At 72.5% G+C, this 26,530-nt stretch carries 24 protein-coding genes; 13 read left to right on the forward strand and 11 right to left on the reverse strand.

All coding sequences use genetic code 11. The features are described 5' to 3' along the window. Positions 1-611: 611 nt before the first annotated feature. Positions 612-1,922: an MFS transporter gene (locus tag ACIP37_RS22455; protein ID WP_400809340.1), complete on the forward strand. Its 1,311-nt coding sequence runs from the start codon at positions 612-614 to the stop codon at positions 1,920-1,922. A 51-nt stretch (positions 1,923-1,973) separates the two neighbouring features. Beyond that, positions 1,974-2,717 (forward strand): hypothetical protein, encoded by a 744-nt coding sequence (locus ACIP37_RS22460; RefSeq protein WP_400809341.1) that lies wholly within the window; start codon positions 1,974-1,976, stop codon positions 2,715-2,717. A gap of 206 nt (positions 2,718-2,923) precedes the next feature. Here ACIP37_RS22460 and ACIP37_RS22465 read toward each other — a convergent pair whose 3' ends face one another. After that, positions 2,924-3,841 (reverse strand): hypothetical protein, encoded by a 918-nt coding sequence (locus ACIP37_RS22465; RefSeq protein ID WP_400809344.1) that lies wholly within the window; start codon positions 3,839-3,841, stop codon positions 2,924-2,926. A 294-nt stretch (positions 3,842-4,135) separates the two neighbouring features. Between ACIP37_RS22465 and ACIP37_RS22470 the strand changes: the two genes are divergently transcribed. The 3 genes from ACIP37_RS22470 (at position 4,136) to ACIP37_RS22480 (ending at position 5,638) form a co-directional block, all read left to right on the forward strand. Further along, positions 4,136-4,696, forward strand: coding sequence for a hypothetical protein (locus tag ACIP37_RS22470; protein ID WP_400809345.1), 561 nt, complete (start codon positions 4,136-4,138; stop codon positions 4,694-4,696). A 382-nt stretch (positions 4,697-5,078) separates the two neighbouring features. Further along, positions 5,079-5,504 (forward strand): hypothetical protein, encoded by a 426-nt coding sequence (locus ACIP37_RS22475; protein WP_400809346.1) that lies wholly within the window; start codon positions 5,079-5,081, stop codon positions 5,502-5,504. Next, entirely contained in the window at positions 5,504-5,638 is a 135-nt protein-coding gene (locus ACIP37_RS22480; protein ID WP_400809349.1) for a hypothetical protein, read from the forward strand. Before ACIP37_RS22475 ends, ACIP37_RS22480 begins: the two co-directional genes overlap by 1 nt. Positions 5,639-5,762: 124 nt before the next feature. On the opposite strand, the gene ACIP37_RS22485 is transcribed toward ACIP37_RS22480, so the two are convergent. Genes ACIP37_RS22485 through ACIP37_RS22515 form a run of 7 tightly spaced genes read right to left on the reverse strand, consistent with a single transcriptional unit; the run spans position 5,763 to position 14,046 of the window. After that, positions 5,763-8,015 (reverse strand): MMPL family transporter, encoded by a 2,253-nt coding sequence (locus ACIP37_RS22485; protein ID WP_400809350.1) that lies wholly within the window; start codon positions 8,013-8,015, stop codon positions 5,763-5,765. Further along, complete coding sequence (locus ACIP37_RS22490) at positions 7,987-9,210, reverse strand: beta-ketoacyl-[acyl-carrier-protein] synthase family protein (protein ID WP_400809353.1); 1,224 nt, start codon at positions 9,208-9,210, stop codon at positions 7,987-7,989. The genes ACIP37_RS22485 and ACIP37_RS22490 overlap by 29 nt, the downstream gene beginning before the upstream one ends. Beyond that, positions 9,207-9,479 (reverse strand): phosphopantetheine-binding protein, encoded by a 273-nt coding sequence (locus ACIP37_RS22495; RefSeq protein WP_350876141.1) that lies wholly within the window; start codon positions 9,477-9,479, stop codon positions 9,207-9,209. Before ACIP37_RS22495 ends, ACIP37_RS22490 begins: the two co-directional genes overlap by 4 nt. 34 nt (positions 9,480-9,513) lie before the next feature. Next, positions 9,514-10,509, reverse strand: a complete 996-nt coding sequence (locus ACIP37_RS22500; protein WP_363581103.1) for an NAD-dependent epimerase/dehydratase family protein — start codon at positions 10,507-10,509, stop codon at positions 9,514-9,516. Continuing rightward, complete coding sequence (locus tag ACIP37_RS22505) at positions 10,506-12,206, reverse strand: AMP-binding protein (protein WP_400809355.1); 1,701 nt, start codon at positions 12,204-12,206, stop codon at positions 10,506-10,508. Before ACIP37_RS22505 ends, ACIP37_RS22500 begins: the two co-directional genes overlap by 4 nt. Further along, positions 12,203-13,168 carry a 3-oxoacyl-ACP synthase III family protein gene (locus tag ACIP37_RS22510; RefSeq protein WP_400809357.1) on the reverse strand — a complete coding sequence of 322 codons (966 nt, stop codon included), beginning with the start codon at positions 13,166-13,168 and terminating at the stop codon, positions 12,203-12,205. The genes ACIP37_RS22505 and ACIP37_RS22510 overlap by 4 nt, the downstream gene beginning before the upstream one ends. A gap of 53 nt (positions 13,169-13,221) precedes the next feature. Next, positions 13,222-14,046 (reverse strand): alpha/beta fold hydrolase, encoded by an 825-nt coding sequence (locus tag ACIP37_RS22515; RefSeq protein ID WP_363581097.1) that lies wholly within the window; start codon positions 14,044-14,046, stop codon positions 13,222-13,224. Positions 14,047-14,464: 418 nt separating this feature from the next. Here ACIP37_RS22515 and ACIP37_RS22520 point away from each other — a divergent pair, with 418 nt between their 5' ends. Next, positions 14,465-15,139: a hypothetical protein gene (locus tag ACIP37_RS22520; RefSeq protein WP_363581095.1), complete on the forward strand. Its 675-nt coding sequence runs from the start codon at positions 14,465-14,467 to the stop codon at positions 15,137-15,139. A 35-nt stretch (positions 15,140-15,174) separates the two neighbouring features. Beyond that, positions 15,175-15,864: a hypothetical protein gene (locus ACIP37_RS22525; RefSeq protein WP_400809360.1), complete on the forward strand. Its 690-nt coding sequence runs from the start codon at positions 15,175-15,177 to the stop codon at positions 15,862-15,864. Between the two features lie 225 nt (positions 15,865-16,089). Here ACIP37_RS22525 and ACIP37_RS22530 read toward each other — a convergent pair whose 3' ends face one another. Then, positions 16,090-17,148: a DUF4190 domain-containing protein gene (locus tag ACIP37_RS22530; RefSeq protein ID WP_400809363.1), complete on the reverse strand. Its 1,059-nt coding sequence runs from the start codon at positions 17,146-17,148 to the stop codon at positions 16,090-16,092. 631 nt (positions 17,149-17,779) lie between these two features. Beyond that, the gene (locus tag ACIP37_RS22535; protein WP_400809365.1) at positions 17,780-18,916 is read right to left on the reverse strand and encodes an FAD-dependent oxidoreductase; all 1,137 of its coding nucleotides are present in this window, start codon (positions 18,914-18,916) and stop codon (positions 17,780-17,782) included. A gap of 125 nt (positions 18,917-19,041) precedes the next feature. Between ACIP37_RS22535 and ACIP37_RS22540 the strand changes: the two genes are divergently transcribed. Continuing rightward, a complete protein-coding gene (locus ACIP37_RS22540) occupies positions 19,042-19,635 on the forward strand; it encodes a helix-turn-helix domain-containing protein (RefSeq protein WP_363622051.1) in 594 nt (197 codons plus the stop codon). Between the two features lie 22 nt (positions 19,636-19,657). Here the strand turns inward: ACIP37_RS22540 and ACIP37_RS22545 are convergent, their stop codons facing one another. After that, complete coding sequence (locus ACIP37_RS22545; RefSeq protein WP_400809368.1) at positions 19,658-21,049, reverse strand: sporulation protein; 1,392 nt, start codon at positions 21,047-21,049, stop codon at positions 19,658-19,660. Positions 21,050-21,383: 334 nt separating this feature from the next. Here ACIP37_RS22545 and ACIP37_RS22550 point away from each other — a divergent pair, with 334 nt between their 5' ends. The 5 genes from ACIP37_RS22550 (at position 21,384) to ACIP37_RS22570 (ending at position 26,486) form a co-directional block, all read left to right on the forward strand. After that, positions 21,384-22,697, forward strand: coding sequence for a UDP-glucose dehydrogenase family protein (locus ACIP37_RS22550; protein ID WP_400809370.1), 1,314 nt, complete (start codon positions 21,384-21,386; stop codon positions 22,695-22,697). Positions 22,698-23,153: 456 nt separating this feature from the next. After that, entirely contained in the window at positions 23,154-23,543 is a 390-nt protein-coding gene (locus ACIP37_RS22555) for a hypothetical protein (RefSeq protein ID WP_363630863.1), read from the forward strand. Positions 23,544-23,942: 399 nt separating this feature from the next. Then, positions 23,943-25,241: a glycosyltransferase 87 family protein gene (locus ACIP37_RS22560; protein ID WP_400809373.1), complete on the forward strand. Its 1,299-nt coding sequence runs from the start codon at positions 23,943-23,945 to the stop codon at positions 25,239-25,241. A gap of 157 nt (positions 25,242-25,398) precedes the next feature. Next, positions 25,399-25,581, forward strand: a complete 183-nt coding sequence (locus ACIP37_RS22565; protein WP_363581077.1) for a hypothetical protein — start codon at positions 25,399-25,401, stop codon at positions 25,579-25,581. 332 nt (positions 25,582-25,913) lie between these two features. Continuing rightward, complete coding sequence (locus ACIP37_RS22570; RefSeq protein ID WP_400809375.1) at positions 25,914-26,486, forward strand: hypothetical protein; 573 nt, start codon at positions 25,914-25,916, stop codon at positions 26,484-26,486. Positions 26,487-26,530: the final 44 nt, after the last annotated feature.

A 26,530-nucleotide genomic window follows, 5' to 3' on the forward strand; every position in this document is an offset into this window, starting at 1 on the left:
ATGGCCACGTCGTTCGGCTCCGGCGAAGGTCGCGGATGCCGTTGGTGATCTTCCGAGTGTGCCCGGTGGAGCCGCGTCGGCGAGCTGCGGACAGCGCCGTGGACAGAGGTGTCGCCGGCGGGTGTCCGGCGGGCGCAGCCGGCAGCGCTCCGGCGGGGGCGGCGGGGGCTGGAGCGGGCGACGGGCCGGATGTGAAAGTCGGATTCTCCATGAATCCGACCCGCTGGTTCGCCGTATACGAATGGAAGTCGCATTGTCCGGACGGCCGGACGGCCGGAATCCACCCCACACCACAATGGTTCACCAGCGACAGGATTAACCTGAACGCCACATTCGGACAAGAGGCCGAGTCGACCAAGTGGGCCGCGAACACCCTTGCAGTGGAGACGAGTTGAACGAAGGGCCGACCGGTCGCGCCGGGCGCCCGGGCGAGTCTCCGGAGTTCGGGGCGCAGGTACGGTGCGCACGCGAATAGTCCAGCCCGCGGCGGCCTGCGTGGCGCGATGCCACCGGCGCTGGAATATTGCTAGAAGTGACGACAGTCACACGCAATGGAGTTCGATGTGCGCTTCGCGACGCGCGATGTCCGCCGCTCGGTCATCGTCAGCCTCATGGGTACCACGCTCGTCTGGTACGACTTCTTCCTCTACGTCAACGCTTCCGTGCTGGTCTTCAAACACCAGTTCTTCCCCTACCTCTCCCCCTTCGCGGCGACCCTCACCGGCATCGGCCTCTACGGGGCCGCGCTGGTGGCACGGCCGGTCGGCGGGGCGCTCTTCGGGCACCTCGGCGACCGCCACGGCAGGCGCCCCGCCCTGGTCGGCGCGCTGCTGCTGACCGGGGCCTCCACCGGCCTGGTCGGGCTGCTGCCCGGATACGGCCAGATCGGCTTCGCCTCCCCGCTCCTGCTGGTCACGCTGCGCCTGCTCCAGGGGCTCGGCCTGGGCGGTGCGTGGGGAGCCGCCACCGTCGTCGCGCACGAGTGCGCCGAACCGGGGCGCCGGGGGCTGGTGTCGAGCTGGGCCCAGATCGGCGCACCGGCGGGCAACCTGCTGGCGTTCGGGGCCATGACGGCGGTCTCCGGTGCGCTGACACCCGCACAGTTCATGACCTGGGGCTGGCGACTGCCCTTCCTGCTCTCCGCCGTGCTGGTGGTGGTGGGGCTGTGGGCCCGGGCCCGGATCGAGGAGACCCCCGCCTTCCGGACGCTCACCCTCACCGGGGCCCGCAGCAGACGGCCGGTCGTCGAACTGATCGCCCGGCACCGCAGGCAGCTGCTCGTCACCACGGCGATCACCGCCGGAGCCGACGTCGTGCTCTTCGGCTTCTCGTTCAACTACGTCCTGACCCTGCTGCGCGTCGCCGGCCTGTCGCTCAACGCCCTGATCGCGCTCTCGCTCCTCGCCCCGCTCGCGCTGATCGCCCTGATCCCGTTCTTCGGCGCGCTGTCCGACCGCTACGGGAGACGACGGGTCTGCCTGGCCGGGACCATCACCATGGCACTCTGGGCCGCCGCGTTCGCGCCCCTGCTCCGCTTCGGCTCTCCCCCGGTCCTGGTGCTCGCCTACCTGCTGTCGCTGGTGGGATTCGCCGCGATGTACGCCCCCCAGGCGGCCCTGGTCTCCGAGCTCTTCCCGAGCCGCGTGCGCCTCAGCGGAGCCGCCGTCGGCTACCAACTGGGCGGACTCCTCGGCGGCACCCTCGCCACCTACCTGACCGCCGAGGCCGCCGACTGGTTCAAGTCCCCGGCCGTGACCCCGCTCTACGTCCTCGCCGTCCTGGTGGTCAGCGGTACGGCGCTCCTCACCCTCGCGCGCCACGGCGAGGACGACGGCTCCCCCGCAGCGGCCGGGCCGTCGGGCTCCGGGCTCCCCACCCCGTCGAGCCGTCCCCCAGCACCGGCCCCCGGACTCCCCGGGTGATCCGGCCCGCAGCACCACCGGGTTCCCCCACCCCGAGAAAGGCACGACCCCATGAAACACCCCATCGGTATCGCGGCCGCCGCCCTCACAGCCGGCACCCTGGTCGGCGGACTGCTCGTGTACGACACCTCCGCCGCCGGAGTGCCCCAGGTCATCACCTGTGAGGACAGCTTCACGATGACCTTCAGCTCCGGCCTCACGCTCGTCCCCCAGGACAACATCACGGCCACCCTCGGCAACCCCAAACTGCTCAACTGCACCGGTGACGCCCCCATCACCCAGGCCGACTACGTGGGGACAGGCCTCGGCAACGGCGTGACCTGCGCGGCCGGCAACTACCAGAACGCGCCCGGCACCCTGCAGCGCGTCACCTGGGAGACCGCGAACGGCCAGCCCACCACGGAGGACCCGGGCACCACCGACTTCACCTGGGACATGCAGCCGATCCAGGACCTGCTCAAGTCGAGCAACCCCCTCAGCGGCGGCATCACCGCGGGCCGCTACAAGGGCGCCACCTGGACGGTGGTCCTCGACCCGGTCAAGTCCGACATCGACCTCACGGCCTGCAACACCCCGACCGGCCTGAAGTCGATGACGCTGGACGGGACGGTCACCATCACGCTGCCCACCGGCACGCAGTCCCCCACACCGACACCGACCTCCACATCCAGCCCGACCTCCACCGCCACCCCCACGCCCACCCCCACCCCTACGCCTACGCCCACGGTCACCCCCACCGCCACCCCCACGGCCAGGCCCATGCCCGTCCCCTTCGTCCCCGCGCAGGACGCCTGATCCCGAACGGGCGCCCCACCGCCGCGCTCCCGCAAACCCCGCCCCTCGCTGCGGAGCGAGCGGTGCCCGGCAGGCTCGGGCCGGGCGGGACGAGTCTCCTGGACACGGCGGCCTGACGAAGTGCCGGGCCCCGACGCCGATCAAGCCGGCGTCGGGGCCCGGCCCGCTGGTCCAGGGCCTGTCCGGCAAGATCCGCCAGACAGGCCCTAATAGACGAGGGTGATGCAGCCGCTGCCGCCCTCGGTGCCCGCGGTGCCGTCCTCGCCGGGGGTCTGGGGGTCGTCGAAGTTGCCGACGTAGTCCTGGCCGTCGCCGCCGTCCCCGCCGTCCCCGCCGTCGCCGGTGCCCACGGGGCAGGCGGCCGGCACAGGAGCCCCCGCTGCACCGCCTTCGCCGCCCACGCCGCCCGTGCTGCCGGGGACGGTCTCGCCGACGGTGGCCGGTGTCACGTCGACGCCTTCCTCACCACCGGCGCCGAGGTCACCGTCGGATCCGCCTGTGCCGCTGGGCCCTCCGCCCTTGCAGGCGGAGGCGGGGACGCTCCCTCCGCCGTGGCCTCCCTCGCCCCGGGCGCCTCCGAGCACGCTGCCCGCGCCCCCGCCCCCGGGCCGTGACCCGCCGTCCACGGCTGCCAGGACGGCTGCGCCGCCGGTGAGAGTGGACCGGCCCCCGGCGCCCCCGGCACCGCCGTCGGCACCCGGGTCGGCCTCCTCACCGCTGGCGCCTCCCGCCCCACCGGCTCCGCCGGTGCCGACGGTGAGGGTCAGCACGTCGCCGGGGGTGACGGCCAGGGTGCAGGTGACCCGGGCGCCTCCCCCGCCGCCGCCTCCCGCCCCGCCCCCGCCGCCGCTCTTGAAGAGGCCGGTGCCACCTCCCCCGCCCCCGCCGCCTCCCCCGGAACCCGCCGCGACGAGGGTGACGGTGATGCCGGTGACACCGTCCGGGACGGTGAACGTGGCGTCGGTGGTGAAGGTCCGGGTGGTCGCGTCCCGGGCGGGCGCGGTGACGCCGGCCGGCAGGACCAGCGCCCCCGCGAGGCATCCGGAACCGAGGGCGGCACGCACCCTCCGGGGGCGGGCAGGCCTCACACGGGCTCCGGCCGTCACCCCATGGTCGTAGCTCATGCTCAAACAGTGCTGCGGCCGCGGTTCTCCCGCGACACCGGAGGGGAGATCGGGTGACCCGGCCCGCCCTCAGCGGGGCGCCGGCAACGGCCACCGGGCCCGCCCGCCCCGCTGCGCCCCGGGCTCGCGCACGTAGACGAACAGCCGAACGGCAGCAAGGCTTCTCGGTCGACTGGGTACGCCTGTCCGGATGAGACACGGAGTGCGCCGGCAGCGCGCATGTACCGGTTGATCGAGTACCGGGGATTCTTGGCGCCAAGGCACGACACCGACGAACAGGAAGAAGAGCACACGATGAGGCGTCTGATGGTGGCGGCGACCGCGGGCGGGTTGCTGGCCGTAGCGATCCCGGGGGCGGCCGGGTCCGCGCACGCGACGGAGGTACTGAAGGACCTGACCTGCTCAGGGCCGGTGACGCTGACGTTCAAGAACCCGGTGACCGACGCGGCGGCATCGAACTCGTACACGGTCGAAGGCAGCCTCGACGACTGTTACAGCGCCGCCGGAACCAACTCGAACGTCGACCACGGCACGATCTCCTCGGTCGGCACCGGGACGTTCTCCTGCGTGTCCTACCATCCCTTCTCCGGAACGGCGACCTTCACCTGGTACGACGTCAACAACAGGAACCTCGGCCGCACCACCGTCTCCTTCCAGGGCGGGGAGAAGGGCAACTCGGGTGGCAGCGAGGTGACCAACGACGAGACCGGCATCACGGACGTGACCAGCACCCTCCTGCCCCTCAACAGCTACCAGGGCAGCTTCGACCTGTCCGGCATCACCGGCTCCTGCGACACCGGAGTGACCGCCCTGACCGGGAAACACGAGGTGGACTTCAGCCTCGCCTCGCTCTGAGCGCACAGCACGCGCTCCCGCGCCCCCGGGCAACATCCGACGCCCGGGGGCGCGCCATTCCTGTGGCCACTGCTCGGAAGGCGTGCACCGTTGCCGCGTCGACTCCGGCACGGTGGCGGACCGGATGCCGTCAAGCGCGTTGACCGCCCTGCGACATGACCACATGTCAGAGTACGAACCACTGGGCTGGAAGCCCGCTTCACCGCTACGTGCCGATGGAGGCGCAGACATGGTCGATGGAATCCGCGAAGAGGACGAGTCCGGCGGGCCGGGGGCAGCACCGGTGGCACGCCGAAGCCTTCTCAGGGCCGCAGGACTGGGTGCCGCCGTGGTGGGCCTGGGCGCAGCCGTGCCCGCAGCAGCCGCAGCCGAGGACCGGTCCGTGGCCCCCGCAGGTGCCGCCCGTCGGCCGGACGCGCTCAACAGCGTGAACCTGTACTGCTCGGCGGACGCGGGCACCTACATGGGCGGCGGGACGGCCACCGTGCAGGTCACGATCGGCAACTTCAGCGGCACCGCGGCCACCGGACCGGTGTCGCTGAAGGTCATCACCCCGTTCTACGCCAACGTCGCGACGCTGCCGTCCGTCAGCGACGGCACCTCCCGAGAGCCCCGCGAACTTCACCTTCTCCATCCCCTTCTACACCCAGATCCCCACCACCGGCCGCCCACCCGGCCTCACCACGCTCTACGAGAACAACGACCCGCCGCCCCCTCCGTCTACCGGCTCTCCTACCGGCTCTCCGTCCCCCGGGGCTCGGCGCCCTCGGACCGCAGACCCCCGCCACCATCGGCATCCCCTACCTGATGCAGAGCGGCGGCCCGAGGGAGTACACCGTCTCCTCCGCCATGATCACCCCCACCGGCGGCGACACCCAGGGCGACCTCTCCATCGCCCACCACCACTTCGGCATGGTCTCCGTCATCAACACCCCCGTGTAGCCCGGTCGGATCACCGGTACTGCTCCTGGTGTCCTGCGCCGGATCTCCGGCGCAGGACACCAGTGCTCCGAGCCCGCTCCGCACGCCTCCCAGCGCCAGGCCCGCCCGGAACCCACTCGTACGCTCACTCCACCGCTTCCAGGCCCGGCAACGGCCCCGGACGGGGACCGCCCGGCGCCGCCGGCCGCCGCAAGCGCGGTGTCCACCAGTTGAGTTCGCCGAGCAGGCGCATGGTGGCGGGAACCAGCAGCATGCGTACCACGGTGGCATCGACGGCCACGGCCACCAGGACACCGAGGGCGATCTCCTTCACGGTGACGACGGGGCTGGTCGCGAAGGCCGCGGCGACCAGCACGATCAGGGCCGCCGCGGCCGAGATCAGCCCGCCGGTGCGCCCGAGGCCGGTCACCACGGCGCTCGCGTTGTCCATGCCGCCGCGGTGGAGCTCGCGGATCTGCGCGATCAGGAAGAGTTCGTAGTCGACGGAGAGCGCGAAGACGAACATCAGCATGATGGCGGCCTCCAACGCGCCGACGTACCCGGTGGGTTGAAGGCCGAGCAGCCGGGCGCCGTGGCCGTCCTGGACGGTCCAGGTGACGGCGGAGTAGGCGATGCCGAGGGACATCGTCGTGGTGATGACGGCCTTGACCGGGACCAGCAGCGACCGGAACGCCAGGAAGAGCAGGCCGAGCGTGACCACCAGCAGGTACCCGACCAGTGCCGGGAGCCTGGCCTTCAGGGTGTCCAGGACGTCGACGTTGGCCGCGGCCGGTCCGCCGACCAGGACCAGGCCGCCGTCGGGCGGGTCGAGCGCCCGCACGGCGCGCACCAGTTGCTCGGCGGCGGGAGCGTCCGGAGCCGCGTCGGTGGCGACGGTCAGCAGCGCGCTGTGTGCGGTGCCGACCCGCAGCCGGACGTCCTGGGCACCCGGCAGTCCGGCGAGCCGCTCCTGCCAGCGGGCCAGTTCGGCCTTGCCCGGCTCGCCGCCGATGTCGTCCCGCAGGTGGGCGACGACCTGGAGTTGGTCGAGCGCGGCCGCCGGGAAGTCCTCGTGCAGCAGTTCCTGGGCCCTGCGGCTGGCCGCCCCGGCGGGCAGGGTCCGCTGGTCGCTCGCCGCGAGGTGCAGCCCGACGACCGGGGCGCTCAGCACGGCGATCACCGCGACGGCGGCGGTGAGCCAGGCCCACGGGTGGGTGACGGCGCTCCGGCCCAGCCGGTACCAGAACCCCGTCTCCTGGTCCGCCGCCCAGGCCCGTCCGAGACCGGCCCGCCCGAAGCCCGGCAGCCGGACGCACCCGGCCTCGACGCCCGGGCCGAGCACGGCCAGTACGGCGGGCAGCATGGTGAGGCTGACGGCGCCGGCCAGCGCGACGGTGACGGCGGCGCCGATGCCGAGGGAGCGGGTGATGGGGAACGGAAGCAGGGTCAGGCCCAGGACGGCGAGCGAGATGGCCGTCGCGGAGTAGAGCACGGTGTGCCCGGCGGTGGCCATGGTCGCGGCCACGGCCCGGTGCGGGTCGCCCCGGTGGCGCAGCTCGCGCCGGAAGCGGACGACGACGAACAGGGCGTAGTCGACGGACAGCCCGAGAGCGATCATGACGACGACGTTGCGGGTGACGTAGCTGACCGGTACCAGTGGGGAGAGGAGCCGCAGCACCGCGAAGGACATCGCGAGGCTCGCGCCGGCCACGGCCAGCGGCAGCAGGGCCGCGGCGAGGCTGCCGAAGAAGAGCAGGAGCAGCAGGAACAGCAGGGGGAAGACGTAGAGTTCGGCCCGGGTGAGGTCGTCGTCGACGGTCCGGTCCAGGTCGGCCTCGAGCGGGACCTGCCCGGCGTAGGCGACGGTCAGTCCGTCGGCGTGCAGCAACCGGCGCAGCCGCTCGTAGGAGGCGGTCTTGGCCTGGTCGCCGGTGCCGGCCAGTCCGACGACCACGCAGGCCGCGTGCCCGTCGGTGGAGAGGAGTTCCCGCTTGCCGGTGTTCCAGTAGTGCTGGGCACCCGTCAGCACGGATCTGGGCACGGTGGCGAGCGCGGACCGCACGGCTTCGCCGAACTCCAGGTCGTCCACGGTGAGGGTTTCGCTGCGGAAGACCACGATCGTGCTGGTCCCGCCCGCGTTGTAGTGGTGTTCGATGACTTCGAGCGCCCGGCCGGACTCGGCCCCGGGGTTGGTGAAGCCGCCGTGGGACAGTCGCGCGGGCAGCCCGGCCCCGACGACCGCGGCGACGGCCAGTAGCAGGGCGGTGGTCCACAGCACCGCCCAGCGGTGGCGGGCGACGAGTGCGCCGAGCCTGGCCCCGCTGCCGTCGGGCGGCGCCGGGGTGGTTCGGACCGTGCCCGCCCGGGGGTCAGTCCCGGCGCAGGGCGAGGACGACATTGTGGCCTCCGAAGCCGAAGGAGTGGCTGAGCGCCGCGTCGATGCGCTGCCGGCGCGCCGTCCCGGTGACGCAGTCGATGTCGAACTCGGCGGTGTCGGGGGTGAGGTTGGCGATCGGTGGCACCAGTGCGCGTTCGATGGTCAGCACGGTGAGCGCCGCCTCGATCGCTCCGGCCGCGCCGAGGCTGTGGCCGAGCACGCCCTTGGGGGCGGTGACGCTGGGCCGGTGCGGCAGGGTGCGGGCGATCAGGCCGGCCTCGGCGGCGTCGTTGAGCGGGGTGGAGGTGCCGTGGGCGTTGACGTGGCCGATGTCGCCGGCGCCCAGGCCCGCGCTGCGCAGCGCCGTACGCAGCGCCTGTTCCGCACCGGCGGCGCCTTGGGGCGGCGCGGTCGGGTGGTGGGCGTCGTTGCTGGCGCCGTGTCCGGCGAGCACGGCGCGCGCCCGGGCACCGCGCGCCTTCGCGTCCGCGGCGCGCTCCAGGACGAGCACGGCGGCGCCCTCGGCCAGGACGAAGCCGTCCCGGTCGGCGGCGAACGGCCGGGAGGCGCCCGGCACGTCGTGCCCGCGCGCCGACAGGGTGCCCATCCGGTGGAACCCGGTCGCCACCAGCGGGCTGAGGGCGGCTTCGGCGCCACCGGCCAGGACGATGTCGCAGGACCCGGCGACCAGCAGGTCGTGGGCGATGGCCAGCGCCGTGGCACCGGAAGCGCAGGCGGTGGCGCAGGCGAGCGTGGGACCACGCGCGCCGAACTCCTGGGCCACCTCGCCCACGGCCATGTTTCCGATGACCATCGGGATCACCGTCGGCGAGACGTGGGCCGGCCCGCGCTGATGGAGTCGGCGCAGCTGGTCCTCCCAGTGCGGCGCGCCGCCGAAGCCCACCCCGAGCACGACGGCGACCCGGGCGCCGTCCCACCCACCGGTGTCCAGTCCCGCGTTCTGGACGGCCTCCCGGGCCGCGAGCAGCGCGAGCTTGCTGAACCGTCCGATCCGCCATGCCTTCTTGCGCCCGACCGCCGTGTCCAGGTCCATGGCGGGGATGCGGCAGGAGAACGTCACCGGGGCGGCGTCGAGGTCGGGGTCCGGTGACGCGGTGGGTGTGCCGGCGCAGACCCGCTGCCAGGTCTCCTCGGCGCCGAACCCGGCCGGGGTGACGAGCCCCAGGCCGGTGACGGCGATCTCGGGGCGGTTCACGCGACGGGTTCGGTCGCGTCGCCGAGTCGGGCCTGGACGATCCGGGCGACGTCGATGAGCGTGCTCTGCCGGTCGGCGTCCTCCTGGCTGATCAGGATGCCGAACTCGTCCTGGAGCACGAAGGCGAACTCGGCCAGCGCGAGCGAGTCGACGTCCATCTCCTCGAACGTGGCGTCGGGGCTGATGACGTCGGCGGATACGCCGAACCGCTCGACGAGCAGGGTCTGGGCGGTGTCGCAGACGTCGTCCACGGAGAGCGTCGTGTCCATCGTGGTTCCTTTCCGGAGTGTGAGGGGGGCGGGCTCAGCCGCCGGTGGTGCGGTGGTGACGGGTCAGTTCGGCCATGGCCTGGTCGAAGGTGGTGGGCGGCTCGAAGCCGAGGTCGCGCCGGGCCGCCGTGAGGTCGAACCAGTGCGGCCGGGTGAGCTGGTGGAGCAGGAACCGGCTGAGGCCGTGGTCGGTGTGGCGGCGGAGCACCGTCGTGGTGGCGTCGGCCAGTACGGCGGCGGCCAGGGCGACGGGGTAGGGCACTGGGCGCCAGCTCGCGCGGCGTCCGGCCGCGGTGAGGAGCCTGGCCACCACCTCGCGCAGCGGCCGCGGTTCGCCCTGGGCGATGAAGTAGGCCCGCCCTGCCGCCGGGTGGCCCGGTCGCAGCCGGTCCAGCGCGAGCAGGTGGGCGTGGGCCGCGGTGGCGAGGTGGCAGGTGTCGACGAGGTTGGTGCCGCGGCCCGGCATCAGCAGTCGCCCGGTTTCGGTCGCCCGCAGCAGGGCGGGCAGGAAGTGCGGGTCGCCGGGCCCCCAGATCAGGTGGGGCCGCAGCACCGTGGTCGCCAGGTCCGGGCCGTTGGCGGCGAGGACGGCCGCCTCCGCCTCGGCCTTGGTGCGGGGGTAGGCGGCCGAGTGGCTCCGGGGCCCGGGCAGGGACTCGTCCGCTCCCGTGACGCCCTCGGGGGTGAAGGCCACGCTCGCGGTGGAGGTATAGACCAGTTGGCGAATGCCGAGGGCGCGGCAGGCGGTCAGCACGTGCCGGGTGCCGTCGACGTTGACCGCGCGGTACGGCCGCTCGGGGCCCCGGACGCCGGCCAGGGCCGCGTTGTGGATCACCGCCTCGCACCCGTCGAGGGCTCGCCGGACCGTATCCGGGTCGGCGATGTCGCCCAGGTGCTGACGGACCCCGAGGCGCTCCAGCTCCGGACTCCAGCGGCGGTTCAGCGAGACCGCCACGTCGCCGCGCCCGGCGAGGCGGCGGCACAGCTCCAGGCCGAGGAAGCCGCTGCCCCCGGTGACCAGGATCCTCATCGCCCGCCTCCCAGCACGCCGCCCGGGCGTCGTCGGCGCAGCCGGCGGCGGGCCCAGCGGGCGAGGCGGTCACGGTCGACGCGCGAGTTGTGCCTCGGGTCGGTGGGCAGCCGGTGGTGGAGCAGGACGGTGGAAACCCGGTGGCCGCCCGGCACCGCCGACAGGGCGTGCCGAAGCCCCTGGAGGACGGCCGTCGCCGAGTTGGCCCCCGATGGCGCCAACTCCACGCACAGCACCGGCCGTTGACGGCCTGCGGGCCCGAGGCCGATCAGCGCGGTGCGGCCGATGCCGGGCACCGCGTCGGCGATCCGCTCGACCACGGCGGTGTCGAGCGCGAACCCGGCTCCGTGCACCCGGTGCGCGGAGCGCCCGAGGAACCACAGCCGGCCGCTCTCGTCGAGCCAGCCGAGATCGCCGGTGCGGTGCAGTACGTCCTCCCCGGTGCCGACCTTGGCGGCCGCGTTCGCTCCCGGGCGGGCATGGTAGGCCCGGCTGACCTGCGGGCCGCCGACCGTGATCTCCCCGTAACTCCCTTGCGGCACTGTCCGGTTGTACGACACGGGGCCGACCGGCACCAGGACGTGGGCCGCGATGCCGGGCACCGGGCGGCCCAGGCAGACCCCGCGGTGGGCGTGCAGCGGTTCCGCGTGCGCGGCGGCCAGTTCGGCGCTGTCGATCACGCTGACCGGCAGGCATTCGGTGGCGCCGTACGCGCTGAGCAGCGTCGCCTCCTCCGGCAGCGCCCGGCGCAGCGCACGCACCAGCCGTTCGGACGGCGGGGCGCCGAAGGAACAGGCCAGCCGCACCGGGGCGAGCGACAGCCGGCCGTGCTCGCACTCCCCGGCCAGGGCCCGCAGCACCGCCGGGGAGGCACACACCACCGAGGTGAAGTGTTCGGTGACGGCGCGCGCCAGGTCGGCGCCCCGGGTGCGGGCCGGTCTGAGGTGGTCGATGGCCGGGACGACGGTGGTGGCGCCGGTGGCGGGCCCGAACAGGGCGAAGGGCAGGAACCCGGCGAGCAGCACCTCGCCCGGGCCCAGCCCCAGCAGCCCGGTGAGGGAGCGGACCTGGGCGGCCAGCTGCCGGTGCTCGTACTCCACGCCCTTGGGCACTCCGGTGGAGCCGGAGGTGAAGGCGATCAGCGCGAGCGAGGCGGCGGGCGGCGGGCTCGGCCATGACGGTTCCGGCCGCTCCGTCTCCAGCTCCGTCTCCAGCTCCGGCCGACGCGCGCACCACGCGCGCCACGCGCGGCCCGTGAGCAGTGAGACGGTGACGTGCGGGCGGGCCCAGCCGAGCAGCAGCCGGGCCAGCTGGGCGAGCGGGTCGCCGATGAACACCTCGGGCCGCGTCTCGTCCAGACAGGCCCGCAGCGCCGGACGGGGCAGCGCCGGGTCGATCAGCACCGGCACCGCACCGAGGGCGAGCAGCCCGTACACGGTGGTCACCAGGTCGTACGGGTCGCGGGCCATCACCACGGCCTTCTGCCCGGCGCCGACGCCCGCCTCGCGCAGTTCGCGGATGCGCGCCCGGCAGGCGGCCTCCAGCGTCGCGAAGTCGACGGTGTGCCACCGGCCGCGCGGAGCGGGCCAGACGAGCGCGGTGCGGTCCGGCTGCAGGCCGGCCCAGCCGGCCAGGTGGGCGGCGAGCGTCTCCGGCCAGGCGTCCCGTTCCTCGGTCGCCCCGGGGACCGCGCTCACCACCGCAGGGCCATGACGCCGAGGCTGGTGCCGCTGGCCAGGCCGAGGATCCCCACCAGATCGCCCTCGTGCAGCCGGCCCCGCTCCTGCGCGAGGACCAGCTGCAGCGGGATGGTGGCGGTGGCGACGTTGCCGTAGTCGGGGAAGGTGGGGATCACGGCCTCGGCGGGGATGCCGGCGGATGAGCAGAGGTCGCGGGTCATGGCCGCCGAGGGCTGGTGGACGCAGAACAGCGCACAGTCGGCCACGGAATCGATCAGTTCGCCCGCGGCCTTGAAGGCCTGTCCCCGCAGCTCCGCGAAGGAGGCCGTCAACGCGGCGTCGTCGACCTCCAACTCGTGCATCCGGCCGGTGGCGTACGGGCTGCGCAGTACCGCGCTCGGCCACGCGGCCGGATTGGCGAAGAAGCGGCTGCCGAGGATGCCGGGCCGTTCGCTCGCCTCCACCAGCACGGCCGCCCCCATGTCGCCCAGCGTGAGACTGGCCAGCGCCGATGCGAGCCGACCGCGGTCCGGAATGCGCCAGCGGGTCATCCGGCTGGGCACCTCCCCGGTGACCACCAGCACCCGCCGGTAGGAGCCGAGCCTGATCAGCGCATCCACGCTCTCCAAGGCGCTGAGCACGCCGTTGCAGGCGTTCATCAGATCGAAGACCGGTGCCGTGACACCGAGCTTGGCGGCCACCACGTTCGCGGTCGCCGGCTCGTCGAGGTCCTTGCTGATCCCGGTGTAGACGAGCAGGTCGACCGCCTCGGGCGGGAGGCCGGCGTCGCGCAGGGCGGCGGCGCCCGCCCGGGCCGCCAGGTCCGAGGGCATTTCCTCCGGCGCCGCCACGCACCGCTCGCGCAGCCCGAACATGTGCTCCAGCAGTCCCGCCGGCAGCGCGGCCCCGGGGCTCTGCCGGCGCAGCTCCTCCTCGATCTCGCGGGAACTCTGGCGGGCCTCGGGGACATGGACCCGCACGAGACTGATCCTGCTGTGGGGCGAGGGCATGGGCACCTTTCCGTGATGGTTCGTCATCGTGTGGACAGGAAGCGCCGAAGCGGCCTGATCAGGGAATCGCCGGCGTCCTCCAGGACGAAGTGGCCCGCGTCGGCGAAGGCGTGCACCTCGGCGTGCGGGAGTCTGCGCCGCCACTCCCGCAGGACGAGCGGGGTGAACACCGGGTCCCGCAGGCCCCAGCCGATGAACACCGGCAGCCCGGCGAGGTCGGCGCTGTCGTCACCGGGATCGACCAGGGACCAGGCGGGGTCCGCGCCGCTGCGCGGGATCTGCCGCAGGAAGTCCCGTACCGCGCGGCGCTGCCACGCGCCGCGGTACGGCCGCAGGTAGGCGGAGCGGACCTCGGCGGGCAGCGGCCGGACCACTCCGGCGCGCAGCGCCGCCCGGGGGAAGACGTTCAGCAGGTGCGCCGCCTCGCCGAGCGGTCGGACGTCGCGCAGCAGGGCCAGCGAGCGCGGCAGCCGGTAGCCCTCGGGCCAGCGGAAACCCACGCTGTTCAGCACGACCAGCTTCGTGACCAACCCGGGATGCCGCCTCGCCCACGCCAGGCCGATCGGCCCTCCCCAGTCGTGTACCGCCAGGGTCCAGCCCGCCGACGGCGCCCGGCCCTGCTCGATCAGGTGGGCCGCCAGCGCGTCGAGGTGCTCCAGCCGCTCCGCGAGCGGAATCGGACCGGCACCGGTCCTGCGCTGAGAGAGCCCCATGCCCAACTGGTCCGGCACGATGCAACGGAAGTCCTCGGCCAGCGCGGTGATAAGACGCCGCCACAGATATCCCCACGTCGGGTTTCCGTGCAGCATGAGCACGACGTCGCCGGATCCGTGGTCGACGTAGTGCAATCCGGATTCCGCCTCGCGCCGCCAGTGCTCCGCACCCGGAAAACCGGGCAGCCGATCCACGGCCGGAATCCGGGGGCCGCCGGGCGGAAGAGGTGGACTGGGCGGCATTGATGTCTCCCCTCATCCGTCGGGCGACCCGGCGGGCCGACTCTGAAAAGGTCTGCCGCAGAACGTAGCCCGACACCGGCGGAAGACCCGGCAGGCACACGCCGCTATCCCTCGACTGCCGGACATTAAAGGTCGTTCACGATCTTCAGTAGCAAAAAGGAAGCTCCATAGGAGCCCGAGGGCGCACTGCGGCAGTCGGGTCAATGTCGCACCGCAAAGACGAATCCGGCTCCGCCCGGATCGCACAGCGCCCCACTGGCGGTGATTCTGACAGCAGCAGTTCGTATACATAAACAGAAGGAGAGCAACTATGGGCGCTCAGCCCACCGCCCCGGGCACGCCGTCGGGGCCGCACACCAGAAATCTCTCGGTCCGGCGGTGGCGTCTCGCCACCGTTCCGCTCGCCCTGGTCGCCACGGCCGCCGGTGCCGGCCTGCTCTTCCAGCAGGCCGCCCCCACCCGGGCCGCCGCCAGCGAGTCCACCGGCCACCGCGACACTCTCCTGACCAAGCTCACCTGCTCCGGGCAGGCCGTCGGCACCAGCAGCGCGCCGATCACGAACACCGCCGGGACCGTGTCCCTCTCCTGGGTCGGCACGTTCGACGAGTGTTTCGCCGAGAACGGCGGGCCCACGGACGTACTGTCGGCGACGTTGACCTTCGCCGGCACCGGCACGCTCTCGTGTTCCTCCCCCAGTACGTTCAGCGGCACCGAGACCATCACCTGGTACAGCGGACTGAACCAGACCGGCAGCGTCGTCGGAACCTCCACCGTGACCACCAACGGCGCACAGGACGTCGAAGGCGACCCCGCGCGCGGGGACATCCTCAACTCGAGCGACGGCACGGTGTCCCTCGGCAGCAAGGTCCTGCCGCTCGCCGGCGTCCTCGCGACCTTCGAGCCCACCAGCGACATCAGCCACTGCTCCAACGGCCTGAGCAGCCTCACCGCGAAGCACGACGCCCAGTTCTCCGAACTCCTCTGACCCTCAGCCGCCCGACTTCACAGAACAGGAACACCATGCCCTTGCACTCCTGGGACTCCGACCCCGTGCCGACGCGTGAAGCAGCGCCGTCCAGGCCCCGCCGGTGGCGCCTGGCCGCCGTCCCGCTCGCCCTGGCCGCCGTGGCCGCCACCTCGGCCGTGCTCCTCCAGCAGCCCGCCCCCGCCTCGGCCGCCGACACGCCGGTCGTGACCGACGGGGCCAACGGGGTCGCCGAAACCCGGGCCAACCCGCTGCTCCGGGTCCTGTGCGCCGCAGAGGGTACGGTCAACAGCACCACGCCGATCACGGACACCCCCGCCGCGGTCGACCTGTCCATGAACAACGGCACCATCACCAGGTGCCTGACGAAGAACGGCGGCCCCAACCTGTCCGCCGGATCGATCACCCTCACCGGGTCGGCGACCCTCGCCTGCAAGCAGCTCGGCCAGCTCACCGGCACCATCGTCGTCGACTGGGCCGACGCGAACGGCAACCCGGCCGGCACCTCCACCATCAACGCCGCGGGCATGCAGGACGTCGAGGGCGACCCCTCGAAGAACGAGATCTCCAACAGCCTCAACGGCACGGTGTCCCTCAACAGCTCCGTCCTGCCCGGCGCCACCGTCACCGGCACCCTCTTCCCGGGGGCCGACATCACGGACTGCAGCAGCGGAACCATCTCCAGCCTCCCGGGAAGTCGCATGGTCATGCGCTTCAACCTCTGAGGCTCCCTCGACACCCGGCCGGGGCGCGGCACGTGCCGCGCCCCGGCCTCGGATCATCCGGATCAGGAGTCCCGCCCGAAGCAGTCGCCGATCACCGCCGGACGCCCGGCCCGACGCTCTCGACGCCGTTGGTGGACGGGGTGAAACGAGCCAGGTGACGGCGGTGGCAGGGTGGTGGCAGGTCATGCCTCCTGCGCAACAGGCTTCGGGGGGAGCGGCCCCGGGTCAGCTCGGAGAGCCGGACCAGATGACGTCCTTGCGCAGCCGCCCGAGACCGTAGTCGAACTGGACGGAGAACCGGTCGGCCGCGCTGCCCGGCAGGGCGTACGCCGTCAGACCGGTGGCCTCCTCGCCCGGGGCCAGCGAGCCCTTGAGGATCTTCATCCGTCCGCTTCCGTCGATCAGCGTGAAGACGAGGTTGCCCTTGGCGTCCCTGATGGTGGGCAGCCCCGACCCGTTGAGCGAGACCTCCTCCGACCCGGTGTTGACGACGGTGATGCGGACCTGGATGATCTTGGCGTTCTTGGGGGTGTCCGACACGCTGTCACTCGGAACGTAGGGCGTCGGCGCGGCCATCGTGACCTTCAGGCCGTCCCCGTACGTGTAGGACTGGCCGAACGACAGACGCCGGGCCCTCTCGTCCGCGGCCGCCTTCTCCTGCTCGGCCTCGAACCTCTTCCGCTCGGCCCCGATCCGCTCCCGCTCCTTCGCCGCCCGCTCGTTGGCGGCCTGAGTCGCGGCATCGGCGCGAGCGCGCGCGGCGTTCTCATCCGCCCGCCGCTCCTCGTCGGCCGCCTGCACCCGCGTCACGACGAACACCCCGGCGCCGACCGAGACCAGCAGACCGGAAATGCCCAGGATCACACCCGCGAGCGCCATCGCCCGGTTGGTCGCCAGGCCCTTGCGGACGTAGCCCAGCCCGATGGCACCGAAGACCACGGCGAGCAGGGCCGGCAGCCAGGACAGCCAGAAGAAGATGACGGCCAGGCTGAGGACGCCACCGACGATCCCGAGCACCATGGCCGCGGTGCCCAGCCCGTTGCGAGGCTGCGGCGCCGGCATCGGATACGCGTACGGCGGCCAGTACGGGACGTTCGGAGCCGCGACTGGGGGCGCGGCGGGGGGCGCAGCAGGGGCGGGGGTGGCGGTCGGGGCAGGCACCGTGGCCTCGCCCTGAACCCGGGCCTCGTCCTCACCCTGACCCGGGCTCGGTGCCGCCCATGCGTTGGTGTCGGCCGGCTCCTCGGCGGACTGCGGGCTGTCAGGCGGGGCAGGAACGGTCATGCAAAATCCTTCAAGCGCTTGAGACGATGAGCGGCTGTTCAGCCTCGACGCCAAAGGATCACCTGATCCCCCGACGACAGCGACCGGATTTCCGCGAAGCGATCACCACCCCAGGCCGGACCCGCACGTCGACACCCCGGGACGGGACACCGACAGGGTCGGCGGGTGATCAACATACAGGTGCCCGGTGACAGCTCCGACGTCGCGGTCCAAGCTCAAACCAGGAACGGCCGAGCCACCTGAAAGGGCAACACCCGCCATGGCCGTCAGGACCGCACTCCTCACCGGGACCAGCCGCCCGGCCGGACTCGGCTTCGCCGTCGCCCGCGAGCTCGCCGAACAGGGCTACCACGTCATCCTCACCGCCCGTGACCACTCCACGGCGGAGTCGCCGGCCGCCCGACCGCGCCGGGACGGGCACGCGGCCCGAGCGACAACGTGCACCCAATCCCCAGTCTCAGTCGCTTCAGTCCCTGCCGCTGCCCTGACCTGCGTGAATACGCAGCGACCAAAGGGCCCGGACAGCCCGTGGAAGCCGACAGTCGCTCGACCCGCCCCGGACGACTCCAGCTGTGAGCGCCCGAACAGCCGGTGCCTGAGCTGAGACAGTCAGAGCCCGAGTGGAGTCGGTTCAGGGGGCCGTCGCGGGAACGAGGTGGTCGAGTCCCTGCGCGCTGCCCGTCGCGGCCTTGATCGAGCGCGGCAGCATGATGCTCTCGTAGGCGCGGACGGCGTCGTCGACGCTGGGTTCGGTGGCGAGGGCGTGGGCGAGGTCGGAACCGTCGAGCATGGCGAGATTGGCACCCAGTCCGACCGGGGGCATCAGGTGCGCGGCATCGCCGAGCAGCGTGACGCCGGGGACGTGCTGCCAGGTGTGCGAGGCGGGCAGGACGAACAGGGGCCGGTTGACGAGCCCGCTGTCGCTGTCGCGCAGGACGTGGCGCAGGCTCTCGTCCCAGCCGTCGAACGCCCTCAGCAGGTGCGTCCGCACGGCCCGCTGGTCGCCGAGGTCGATACCGGCGGCCGTGTGCCAGTCCTCCGGCACGCGCAGCGCGATGTAGGCGCGGATGTGGCCGTTGCTGTTGCGCTGGGCGACCAGGGACCTGCCGACGCCCTTCGCCAGCATCGATCCGCTGCCGACCAGCCGCGCGAGGTCGGGGTGACGGGTGTCGCAGTGGTCGAATCCGGTCTCGACGAAGGTGACACCGGTGTAGCCCGGTACGGCGGGCGACAGGGCCGGGCGGACGCGCGACCAGGCGCCGTCGGCACCGACCACCAAGTCGAAGTCCTCGGCGGTACCGTCGCCGAAGCACAGCCGGCAGGTGCCGTCCGCCAGCGGGGTGACCCCGCTGACGGCGCGGTCCCATCGCACCGTGCCCTCGGCGATCGACTCCAGGAGCAGGCCGCGCAGTTGGCCCCGGTCGATCTCCGGCCGGCCGCCGTCGGCGGAAGGCCCCTGCTGCGCCAGGAGCGCGGCGGTGGCGAAGTCGAGCACGCGCCACGCGTCTCCTTCGGGGCGGGCGAGGGCGTGGAACCGGTCGAGGAGCCCCGCCGCGCGCAGGGCGGCCTGGCCGGTGTCGGCGTGCAGGTCGAGGGTGCCGCCCTGCGGGCGGGCGCCGGCGGATGCCTCGCGTTCGAAGACGGTGACGGAGCGACCGTGCTGCTGCAGGACCCGGGCGCAGGTGAGGCCGCCGAGGCCGGCGCCGACGATCGCGATGCGGGGACGGCGGGGATCACGGGGATTGCGGGGATTGCGGGCAGAGTTCATGGGAGTGCCCCTCGGGAGGTGGGTGGGCCGTTGGGAGGCCCGGCACCACCAAGAAATCACACTCGCTAAATAAGCGCAACGACTAAACTTTTGCAGCGGATGCACTATGTCGGTATGGTGGGCACGTGACCGAACCGACCGGGCGCCGCGAGCGCAAGAAGGCCCAGACCCGCCAGTCCCTGGCCGACGCCGCACTCGACCTCTTCCTCGAACACGGCTACGACCAGGTCGGCGTCAAGGACGTCGCCGAGGCCGCCGACGTCTCGGTGACCACCCTGTTCAAGCACTTCTCCGGCAAGGAAGCCCTGGTCTTCGACCAGGAGGACGACATCGAAGCAGCACTCGTCGCCGCCGTACGCGAACGCACCCCCGGCACGTCGATCCCGCAGGCGCTGCGCGAGCACCTCCTGCTGACGCAGACCCAGTTCGCCGTCCACACCGCGGACCCGCGGTTCGCCGACTTCACGCGCATGGTGCAGGAGACCCCCGCGCTGCGCGACTACGCCCACCGCATGTGGACGCGCCACGAAACCGCCCTGGCACGAGCCATCGCCGAGGCCGTCAACGCCCCCGAGGACGACGTCAGCTGCGCCGCCCTCGCCCGTTTCGCCCTTGAGAGCCGCAGCCTCATCCTGCGGCACGCCGAACCGCGCCGAGCCGCCGACGAGGCCTTCGCCCTGCTCGAACACGGCTGGGCAGCCTCCCACCCGGGCACCTGACCCGGCCGCGCGGCCTCTCGCCCTATGCCGCGACGCCGAGTTCCCTGCCGGTCCGCCGGAGGAACTCGACGACCCGCGGCTCGCGACGCCAAGGGGTGAGCGCGGTGTTGAACTCGCGGACGTAGTCCTTGGCCCGGCTGGACTGGACACGGGCGAGGATGTCGACGGCCTGGTGGCCGAGCGCGAGGCCCTGGTCCAGGTCCTTGCTCTGGAGGTGGGCGGTTCCGACGATGGCCAGCCGCATCCCGACCGAGCGGGTGAACACCCCGGGCGGCATGGCGGCGGCCTGCGCGTTCCACGCGAGGGCGGCCTCGGGGTGCTTCAGGTCGCGGAAGATCTCGGCGGCGTCGGCCGAGAGCCGCGCGTGGTGGTAGAAGTCGATCCACGCCGGCTCCTCGGCGCCGTCGCGGGCCTGGTCGAGCAGGCTCTCGGAGGCGGCGAGCGCGGCGGAGGCGGCCCGGGCGTCGCCGTCCCGGGCGTGGGCCCGGGCCTCGATGAGCTTGGTGAACGCGAGCACCCTGGGGGCTGCCCGGCCCTTGGCCCGCTCGAAGGCGCCCTGGGTCATGTCGATGGCCTCGCCGGCGAATCCCCTCAGCAGGGTCTGCATGGCCATCGTGGTCAGGACATAGCAGCCGAGCTGGACGTCGCCGCCGGCCCGGGCCAGGCGGAGGGCCTGGATGAAGTGCCGTTGAGCGACCTCGTGTTGGCCGACGTCGAAGGCGGTCCAGCCCGCCAGGCGGGACAACTCGGCCGTCGCGGAGAACAGTTGGCGGCCGACCTCGTCGCCGAAGGAGCCGTTCAGGAGCGGGACCTCGCGTTCCCGGAGGCAGGCGGTGACGGAGTCGGCCTTCCAGTTCCCGCCGCCGTATCTGGAGTCCCAGCGCCGGGCGTCGTCTGCGGCGTCCCGCAGTTCGGCGAGGTCGGCGGCGCCGACCCGGCCGCGGCCGCGGTGGGCGGCGGTGTCGTCGGCGGGGGTGACCAGCCAGCGGGTGACCGGGGTGGTGAACGCGGAGACGGCGAAGCCCGCACCGGTGAGGAAGTCTCGGCGGTTCACGCTGCTCCAGAACGAAGTGGCCGTGCGCACGGCCTCGGCGGGGTCCCTCGGGAAATCCCACCCCATCGCGGCGTCCGGTGTCCCGGCATCGGCCATACCGATCTCGCCGAGTTCCACGGGCCGGCCGAGCCGCTCGCCGATCGCCCGGGCCAGCAGCTTCGGCACGGGCCAGTCCGGCACCATGCCGCGCGCCGTCCAGTTCACAACGGAGGTGTGCGTGTAGGTCGTGGTCAGCCCGGCTTCGTGGGCGAGCTGGTTCACCCGGTGGGCCAGCGATTTGTGGCTGGCGCCCTCGCACTTGTCGATCATCCGGGCCAGTGCGTCGTTCGGCGGCTTGGTCCGGCGGGTGGTCGGCGCCACAACGTCCCCCTCAGTCGGTCCCCGCACGGGCACGGGGAAGTCGTACGCGGCCGGCCACGAGAAGTCGCGTGTCCGGCACCCGAGGCCGGATCACCGAAGGTAGGGCATCCGTCGCTCATGGTGAATCGGATGCACGATGTGTGAGCCCCCCTGCGAGCCCTCCCCGCACCGGCTGCCAGGCGGTTGCCTGGTGCTCCGGGCCTCCGCCGGGACCTGCGGAAACCTCCTCCCGTCGGGGCCACCACCGATTCACGCTCAGGGGTGACAACCGGATGCGCGGAATCGCAGGACCGGCCGGCGCGGACGCCGCCCGCCCCTTCGGAAGGACACGTTCGTGAAACTCACCGTGATCGGCTGCGGCTACCTCGGCGCGACCCACGCCGCCGCGATGGCCGAGCTCGGCCACCAGGTCCTCGGCATGGACACCGACACCGACAAGGTCGACGCGCTGAACAAGGGCCAGGCCCCGTTCGTCGAGCGCGGCCTGGACGACCTGCTCGCCGAGCACACCGCCACCGGACGGCTCCGTTTCACCGCCTCCTACGCGGAGGCCGCCGACTTCGCCGACGTCCACTTCCTGGGCGTCGGCACCCCGCAGCGGGACGGCAGCGGCGCCTACGACCTCACCCACCTCCACACCGCCGTCCGGCGCCTGGCCCCCCGGCTCGGCGACGGCGCGGTCATCATCGGCAAATCGACCGTCCCGGTCGGCACGGCCGCAGAGCTGCGGCAGACCCTGGACGAGCACCTCCGCGCCGGGGTGAGCGTCGGCCTGGCCTGGTCGCCGGAGTTCCTGCGCGAGTCGTTCGCCCTCCTGGACACCCTGGAGCCGAACCGGATCGTGCTCGGCGTCGAGGACGGTGACACCGGCAGCGAGGCAGCCTTCCGGCAGGTCTACGCCGACATCCTGGCCGCCGGCTCCCCGCTGATCGTCACCGGCATCGCGACGGCCGAGCTGATCAAGGGCGCCGCGAACGCCTTCCTCGCCACCAAGATCTCTTTCATCAACGCGATGGCCGAGCTCTGCGAGCTGGCCGGCGCCGACGTCCGGCAGATCGTCCTCGCCCTGGGCTACGACCACCGGATCGGCGCCGAGGGCATGCGGCCCGGCCTCGGGTTCGGCGGCGGCTGCCTGCCCAAGGACCTGGCCGGGTTCACCTACCGCGCCGAAGAGCTCGGCGCCGACACCGGCCTGCTCCGCCAGGTCGCGGCGATCAACCGGCGCCGGCGCGAGCACACCGTCGAACTCGCCCGCGAAGTCCTCGGCAACGCCGTGACCGGCCAGCGGATCGCGGTCTGGGGCGCCGCGTTCAAGGCCCACACCGACGACATCCGCGACTCCCCGGCCCTGGCCGTCGCCGACGCCCTCCAGCGGGCCGGCGCCGAGGTCACCGTCCACGACCCCGCCGCCATGGACAACGCCCGCAGGGCCTACCCCCGGCTCGACTACGCCGACGACCCCACCCAGGCCGTCACCGGCGCCGAACTGCTGCTGCACCTGACCGACTGGCCCCAGTACTCCGACGCCGACCCGGCCGACCTCGCCCGACACGTCGCCGTCCCCCAGGTCATCGACGCCCGCGGCACCCTCGACGCCGCTCGCTGGCGTGCGGCCGGCTGGACCTTCCGCGCCCTCGGCCGCCCCTGAGCAGCTCGGACGACCCGCACGGAGCCCCGGCAGCCACGTGTATCCCGTCCGACTCTCGCGAACCTGCCTTTTGAGCACGGCCGCAAGCACCGCCCCACCCCATGGCCATCACTCACAGCCGACGGCCATGGCGGGCCGACGCCGCACCCGGCAGGATGGGCCCGTGCCGAAGAACCCACCGAAATCGATGCAGCACCACCTGCGTCGGTGCCTGAAGGGCCACGCCCGTGAACGCCGGCCCCACGTGAACGCCGTCACGGTCCGCCTCCGAGCCGGATTCGCCTACGTAGCAGCCGAATTGCCCACCCAGGAGCCCCAGCCTCCGTGGTGCCGGTGCTTCACCACCGGACTGCCCACCGGTTCCCCCGAAGAGGCACTCGGCTGCGCCTGCGGTGTGCACCCGGGCGACCCCGCCGGTCCGCCCCCGTTCGACACGGCAGCCCGGACGACGCGGGCATGATTCCTCTCCCTGCGCTGCCCCCGGGGGCCACGTGGCGCGGCACCGGCACAGGTGTCTTCTACTACGCGGCCCGGGTCGAAGGGCACTGGTGGGTCCTGCGACTCAACGACTTTCCCGAGCATCCCCTCTACACCTTGTTCATCGACGCACGGGTCATCGGTGACGTGGCCGATGATCCGGCCGTCTGGCAGCAGTCGCCGCCTTCTGCGACGCTCCCCGTTCTCTCCGCGCCGGAGCGCACGGAGGTACTCCACCTCATGGCCGGTCTCGGCCCCTACGGCGCCGAGGCCGGCGCCCCGTGCACAAGCGACTGGTGCACCTGCAGCATCCTCACCGACGAATACGCGGCCCAGCTCAACACCCCTCCACCGACTTCTGCGGAGTAGCAGTAGGAGGATCGGCGGCCGCAGGCGCTGTGGGCCGGCGTCGAAGGGTCCGCCCCGGGGCCGGTGTCGTCCGTGCCGCCCGGGTCGGCTCTTCTCCGTGTCCTGACGATCCGGGGCCAGCAGAGTGCCCGTGGACACGGGCGCCTATGATCGGCCGGGGGCGGATCCGCCCGTTCGCGCACCACCCGCCGGATGCCACCGTCGGGGCCGGCTCACGGGAACGGATCACGGGAACGGGCCACGGGGGCGGACCAAGGGGTGGGGCACAGAGGGCTTTCGGGTCCGGCTGCCGCCTGCGGACGGGGCTCCCCCGCGGAGGGCCGCGGTACCGGCCTCGCCGTCCGACCCACGACACGCACCCCGGCCGGCCCACCGCACCGCCGACCCGAATGGAGACCGATGTCCGAGATAACCGCCGAGGAGCCGCGTCAGAGCACGGCCGACCCGACGGTCCTGATTCTGGCCGCGATGGCGGCGGTGATGGCCGCACTCTCGGTCCGCATCCTGATGCTGGACAACGAGTCGACGGACTTCTACTACTTCCTCGGGCCCTGGTACCAGTACATCGCGAACAACGGCGGGTTCCACGCTCTCAGCGGCACCGGCTTCTCGGACTACAACGTCCCCTACCTGTACCTGATGGCCGCGCTCACCTACCTTCCGGTGGCCGCGCTGACGGGTATCAAGTGCGTCTCGATCCTGTTCGACCTGGCACTGGCGTACTACACGTTCCGCATCGTCTCCCTGCGGTCGCCGCAGCAGCCCTGGCGGGCCCTCGGCGCGGCGGTGATCGTCCTCTTCCTCCCCACGGTCGTGACCAACAGCGGCTGGTGGGGCCAGGCCGACGCGATCTTCACGACCTTCCTGGTCGGCGGCGTCTACCACATCCTGCGCGACCGGCCGTGGTGGGCCTGCTCGTTCTTCGGGATCGCGCTGGCGTTCAAGCTCCAGGCGGTCTTCCTGTTCCCGCTCCTGCTCGTCCTGGTGCTGGCGCGACGGATCCCGTGGCGAAGCCTGCTGGCCCTTCCGGCGGTGTACGTGGCGCTCGACATCCCCGCCGTCCTGCTCGGCTCCGACCCCTGGCAGCTGCTGACGGTGTACGCCCGGCAGCCGGACACGTACAAGGACCTCACGCTCAACGCGCCGTCGGTCTACCAGTTCGTCTCGGTGCCGTTCGAGGAGCAGGACGCCGTACGGCACGCAGGTGTGCTGGTCGCGGGCGCGCTGGTGCTGGTGCTGATCGGGCTGGCGGTCTGGGCCATCCACCGCGCCGGCGGGGCGGCGGCGCTGAAGGCCAGGGACGGGCGGGAGGCACCGGCGGTACGGGAGGGGCGGCCCGAGCTCACGGACACGGGGATCCTGCTGCTGGCCGCCGTCTTCGCGATCGCGGTGCCGTTCCTGCTGCCGTCCATGCACGAGCGCTACTTCTACGTCGCGGACGTGATCAGCGTGATCATCGCCTTCCAGCTGCCCCGGCGGCTCTGGTACGTGCCGGTCCTGGTCCAGCTGTCGTCCTTCGGCAGTTACCTCAAGTTCATCGCCCCCAGCGTGTCGCCGTACCTGTCGATGCCGGCCCACGGCGCGCTGATGCTGCTGGCGCTGATAGCCGTACTCCGGGCCACCATCGGGGAGTTCCGGCGCTCGTGGACTCCGGGCGACCTCGAACCGGCCGCAGGGGCGGCGGCGCTGACCGCGTAGGTTCGCCGGATCGCCCGGTCACACGGCTTCGGACAGTGACCTTCCTCCCTCCCACGGCATGATGGCCACCTCTCGCGTCAACCACGCTTGACGCGAGAGGTGGCCATCATGCCGTGGCGGCACGGGAGTTGACCACGGGCGCTCTACCCTTGGGGCCATGAAACAGCAGTACGTCACCATGGTCCTCGCAGGCCTCCTGATCGGAATCCTCGCGTTCGGCGCCGGCTGGTACACGGCCCGCGCCCGGGAGACCGCTCCGGCCCCGACCTACATCACGGTCACGCCGGAGCCGGTCACCGCGGGCACGATCTCCCCTCCCGCCTCGGAAAGTGTTCGGTAACCGATCAACATCGTGGCGTGATGCGCTGGCGGCGATCTTCGCGGCGGGGTGTCCGCGAAGATCACCGCCATGTGTGTCCCTTCGTGCAGACCTTCCTATGACTCGTCGTGGGCGGACGCCCAGTGGGCGGTGATCGAAGCGCCGCTGCCGGTGCGCGATCCGCGGCGGGGCCGCCGGCTGCTGTGATGCGGAAGGAACCGGCCAGCACTGGCCGCGCCTGGCGCCCACGCGGCGACGGCTCCCGCGATCTTCGACTCGCCGCACCAGGACGACGAGGCGATCGGGCTCGCCGGTTCGATCCTGGAGCACAAGGCCTCCGGGCGACCGGTCTCGTGCTGGTGACCCGGGGCGAGAACGGCGGGCTCGCCCAGTACATGAATCAGGGCGCATGCCAGAGCCTGGGCAACAACTGCTCCGCCCCTGGGCACTACCACCCCCTCGGCTGGGCCGAGACCTGGCCGACCCCTGAGGTCGTCGTCGGCCGTACGGCCGAGTTCAAGCTCTCCGCCAAGGCCCTGGGCGTCGACAAGGTCATCAACTTCGACCTCTCCGACGAGGCGAACGGCGACTTCGACGGCTTCGTGCAGAAGGTCATCGCCAAGGTCCGCTCGCTCGCCAAGCAGTACCCGGGCGCCTCGCACAAGTTCGCCGCGGGCCGACTCGACGGGAACCGCACGCACAAGGCATGCAGCGACGCCGCCTCCTCCTACGTCCTCGACATCCCGGACGCCCACATGGCGAAGAAGCGTGCCTCGATCCTCGCCTCCAACACATGGGACCCCAAGCGGAACCTCTACGCCCTCGGCTACCGCAGCGTGCCCGTCTGGATGGAACAGTCGCACTCCGACCCGCGGGAGTTCGTCCACACGCTCCCCTCGGACTACAAGCCGGGGCCGGTGGCGTAGCCGAGTAGCCGGTCGGGGCCACGAGCTCAGCCGGCGCGCGGTAG

This window comes from Kitasatospora sp. NPDC088861 (assembly GCF_044750105.1).
In the GTDB taxonomy this organism is placed as follows: domain Bacteria; phylum Actinomycetota; class Actinomycetes; order Streptomycetales; family Streptomycetaceae; genus Kitasatospora.